Genomic DNA, 4,921 nt, shown 5'->3' on the forward strand with positions numbered 1-4,921 from the left:
CAGTTCCACCTCACCGCGCTCACCGGCGGCGACGGCGACCGCTTCCGCGTCGACGGCGTCACCGGCCGCGTCGAGGTCGCGGGCACCAGCCCCGCCGCCGCGCTCACCGGCGTCCACTGGTACCTCAAGTACGTGTGCGGGGCGCACATCTCCTGGTCCGGCACCCAGCTCGACCTCCCCCGGCGGCTGCCCGCGCCCCGCGCCCCGCTGGAGCGCTCGGCCACCGTGCCGCACCGCTTCGCGTTCAACGACACCCATGACGGTTACACCGCGCCGTACGCCGACTGGCCGCGCTGGGAGCGGATGATCGACGTACTCGCCCTGCACGGCTGCAACGAGGTGCTGGTGACGGCCGGTCAGGAGGCCGTTTACCACCGTCTCCTCAAGGACTTCGGCTACTCCGACACCGAGGCCCGCACCTGGCTGCCCGCGCCCTCCCACCAGCCCTGGTGGCTGCTGCAGAACATGAGCGCGTACGGCGGCCCGCTCTCCCCCGAGCTCATCGCGAAGCGCGCCGGTCTGGGCCGGCGCGTCGCCGACCGCATGCGCGAGCTCGGCATGGCGCCCGTCCTCCCCGGATACTTCGGCACCGTCCCCGACGGTTTCGCCGCCCGCAACCCCGGCGCCCGCACCGTCCCGCAGGGCACCTGGCTGGGCCTGCGCCGCCCCGACTGGCTCGACCCGCGCACCGCCTCGTTCCGCGAGGTGGCGGCCTCCTTCTACCGGCACCAGAACGAACTCTTCGGCCCCGTCGGGCACTTCAAGATGGACCTCCTGCACGAGGGCGGCTCGGCGGGTGACGTGCCCGTGGCCGAGGCCGCCCGCGCCGTCGAGACCGCCCTGCGCGCCTCGCGCCCGGGCGCCACCTGGGTGATCCTCGGCTGGCAGGCGAACCCGCGCCGCGAACTGCTCGACGCGCTCGACAAGAAGCACCTGCTCGTCGTGGACGGCCTGTCCGACCACGACGCCGTCACCGACCGCGAGAAGGACTGGGGCGGCGCCCCGTACGCCTTCGGCACCATCCACAACTTCGGCGGCCGTACGACGATCGGCGCCAAGACGCACGTGTGGACCGAGCGCTTCACCGCCTGGCGCGACCGCCCGGGGTCCGCCCTCGTCGGCACCGCCTACATGCCGGAGGCCGCCGAGCGGGACCCGGCGGCGCTGGAGCTGTTCTCGGAACTGGCGTGGCGCCGGGAGGCGGTCGACCGGACGCGGTGGTTCGAGGGGTACGCCGACCTGCGCTACGGGGGGCGCGACGCGGGGGCCCGCGCCGCGTTCGCCGTGCTGCGCGAGACGGCGTACCGCACCACCAGCCGCGACGGCCGCCCGCACGACTCGCTCTTCGCCTCTCGCCCGAGCCTGAGCACGTCCTCGGGTACGGCGTACTCGGCGCACCGGCCCGCCTTCGACCCGGCGGAGTTCGACAAGGCGTTCGGCGCGCTGCTCGGCGTACGCGAGCCACTGCGCCGCTCGGACGCGTACCGCCACGACCTCACCGACCTCGGCCGTCAGGCCCTCGCCCACCGCTCCTGGCAACTGCTGCCGCAGCTCAGGTCGGCGTACCACCGCCGCGACCTGACCGCCTTCCGCGCACTCGCCGCGCTGTGGCTCAGGCTGATGCGGCTGAGCGAGGACATGGCGGGGTCGCACCGGGCGTTCCTGCTCGGGCCGTGGCTGGAGGACGCGAAGCGCATGGGGTCCTCGCCGGAGGAGTCGCAGCGGCTGGAACGGACGGCGCGGGTCCTGATCACCACCTGGGCCGACCGCTCGGCGGCCGACGGCGGGCGCCTCGCCAACTACGCCAACCGCGACTGGCAGGGCCTCATCGGCGACTTCCACCTGCCGCAGTGGCAGGCGTACCTGGAGGAGCTGGAGGACGCGCTGGTGGCGGACCGCGCGCCGAAGACCTTCGACTGGTACGCCGTCGAGGAGGCGTGGACGCGCGGGCGCACGGCGTATCCGCTGCGCCCGCCGAACGACGCGTACCGCACGGCCCGGCGCGTCCACGACGTGCTGGCCCGCGCGCCCCACCAGGGCGCCGTCGCGGTCACCGCCGCCCCGGCCGCCCTGCCGCCCGGCGGCTCCGCGCTGCTCACCGCCGCCTTCCGCAACATGAACGGTCTGCGGGCGACCGGCCGCGTGGACTTCGCGCTCACGGGCGTCGAGGCACGGCCGGAGGGACCGGAGTCACTGGCATCCGTGCCGGCGGCGGGCTCGGGGACGGCATCGTGGCGTGCGACGGCCCCCGCCGGGCCGCCGACCGCTCCGCTCACGCCGCTGCCGTACGAGCTGAGCACGTCGTACGGCCCCGAGGGCGAGCCCCGGGTGACCTCGGTCCAGCAGGGCAGCCTGTACGTCGCCGGGCCGCTGGGCGCGGGCTGGCGGACGTACACGAACAACGGCGCCGTCTTCGGGCAGGTGGAGGACCGGTACGGGATCAACGGCGGCGGCGACGACCTGTGGAAGGCCACCGCGCAGTTCGGGACCCTCTACCGGCAGGGGGCACTGCGGGACGGGGGCGGTGTCGTGGTGCGGGTGGACACGCAGGAGGCGACGGGTGCGTGGGCGCGGGCCGGCCTCGTGGTCCGCGACCGCCTCGGCACACCGGGCGCCCCCGGCTTCCTCAACCTCGCGGTGACCCCGGCGAACGGTGTGGTGCTGTCGTACGACTCGGACGGCGACGGCACGCTGGACGCCTACCGGCGCGTCACCGGCGTCACGGCGCCGGTGGTGTTGCGGCTCTCGCGGGCCGGTGACCGGTACACGGGCGCGTACTCGGTGGACGACGGGGTGACGTGGCGGACGGTGGCCGGGGTCGCGGTGCGGGGCGCGGCGGGTGGCGCCCAGGACGCCGGGATGTTCATGAGCGCGGCGCACGGGGGCAGCGGGGCGCGCGGGACGGTCGAGTTCAGCGGGTGGGGCACGTCCTGAGGGGTGCCCGTGACGCCGGAGGGGCGGACGGTGCCAGGTCGCGGCACCACTGCCGGACCCGCACGGCCCGTGCTCGCACGGCGTGCCCGCGAGGTGACCATCGGACGATTCGCTCGTTCTGTTGAACGTGCGCCCACAGGATGCTGTCACCAACCGCCCTGTCCCCGTCCCCGTCGACGTCGAGCAGGCCGAGGCCGCGCTCGTCGAGCACTATCCGCGGCTCGTGCGCCTGGCGTACCTCGTGCTGCCGCCGCGTCTCGGCCGCAACCGCCGCGTGCTGACCGCCCACGCGCTCGCGCAGCGCTCGCTGCCGCGCGGCCGCACCCCGGCCGCCGGCGCGGGCCTGCCCCTGCCGCGGCGGTCCGGGGGCGGCGCGGCGGCCGATCCCGGTTACGCGTACGTACGGCAGCGGGTGCTGCGCCAAGCCCTGGAGGCCGGGCTTCCGCTGCGCCGCAGGGCCTGGCCCAAGCGGGCGCAGCTGCCGCCGCTGCTGCCGCACGTGTGGGGGCTGCGGTTGTTCCCCCGCTCCGGCGGGGCCGACGAACTCGCCCTGGACCAGCGGCTCTCGGCGCTCAGCGGCCCCGGCCGGGCGGCGTACGTGCTGCGGGGTCTGGAGCGTATGCAGGACGCGGAGGTGGCGCGGACGCTGGCCGCCGCCGGGGCCGCCGACCCGCACGCGGCGCTCGCCGAGGCGGACACGGTCGAGGCGCCGGGCGGGGCGAGCGTGGCGGCGCTGCTGGGGTCCGCCGAGTTCGACCCGTGCTCGTTGCAGGCCAGGCCGACCGACCTGATGCGGCGCAGACAGCACGCGAAGGCCGCGCTCGCCGCGACGGCCGCCGTGGTGGTCTGCGGGGCGCTGCTCGGGCTGCCGGGCGAGGGGTGGGGCCCCGACGGCGCGGCCGGTCCGGCGTACGCCCGCAACCCGGCCGCCGAGCGGGCCCTGGACCCGACGGAGACGGTCCGGGTCGCCGCGGCCGTGTGGAAGCGGTCCTCCCGTACCGACTTCTCCGTCTGGCCGGCCCGCGGCGGCCTCACCCGCGACAACGCCCTGCTGCGCCGCGCCCTCGCCGTCTGGGCCCGGCCGGGCCCCTCGGTGCAGGCCTCCGCGACGCCCGCCACCCCGGTCGGCCCGCCGATGGGCCCGCCGCAGCTGCTCTTCGCGGGCGACGTCGACCAGGCGAGGGTGGTGCTGCTGTACGACGGCCTGCGCGTCGTGCGGTACGCCGAGCCGCGCGACGGCACGGCGGGCGCGGCGCTCGACTTCGCGCGCGTGGACGGCGCGGACGCGGCGGCGGCGAACGCGCTGGTGGTGGGCCGCACCGACGGCAACGTCCGGTACCTGACCGCGCCCTGGGTGCGGGCGGCGTCGGTACGGGACCTGCTCGATCCGGCCGCGGTGCCCACGCCGCTGAAGCGGACGGCGCACGGGGTGACGGCCCCGCTCACCAGCCCCGCGCAGGCGCGCGACTGCCGGTCCTGGGACGCCCTCGAACTGCGCGACGACGCGGGTCCCCGGCTGATGACCGACCTGGGGGAGCTGGCCCCCGCCCGGCTGACGTCGGGGCCGCCGTCGGCGCCGCGTGATGTGAGCGGCCCGGAGGAGCGGGCGCGCTGGGCCCGTACGGCGTGCCTGCTCCCGGCGGTGCGCTCGCACGGCGTGCGCAGCGTGAACTCGTGGGCGTTCGCCCAGCAGCCGCTGCCCGAGGGCAACGGCACCGCCGCCTGGCTCTGCACCCGCGCGGAGACGTGGCGGGGCACGGGCAGCAGGGTGCTGGCCCAGTTCCAGGCGCCGTCCGCGAAGCGCGGGGCGCCGGGCGCGATCGCGGCGCGCGCCGAGCACTCTCCGACGTGCGGCGTGCGTGATCCCCGGGTGCTCGCGGGCGTGCTGTGGAAGTCGCGGGGCGGGAACTGGTACGTACTCGCGGCGGGCAGCGGCCAGTTCAGGTCGATCACGACGTCGGGCGGGGTGCGGGGCACGGCCGAGGGC

Annotated in this window: 2 protein-coding genes; both read left to right on the forward strand. The window is 76.5% G+C overall.

Annotation, left to right across the window (positions count from 1 at the left end):
• On the forward strand, positions 1-2,934 hold a 2,934-nt coding region (locus E2E34_RS31320), incomplete at its 5' end, for an alpha-N-acetylglucosaminidase (protein ID WP_138905233.1).
• Positions 2,935-3,061: 127 nt separating this feature from the next.
• Positions 3,062-4,921, forward strand: a 1,860-nt coding sequence (locus E2E34_RS31325) for a hypothetical protein (protein ID WP_167518427.1), incomplete at its 3' end; no start/stop codon positions are given.

Source organism: Streptomyces albidochromogenes, from assembly GCF_005981925.1.
GTDB lineage: Bacteria > Actinomycetota > Actinomycetes > Streptomycetales > Streptomycetaceae > Streptomyces > Streptomyces albidochromogenes.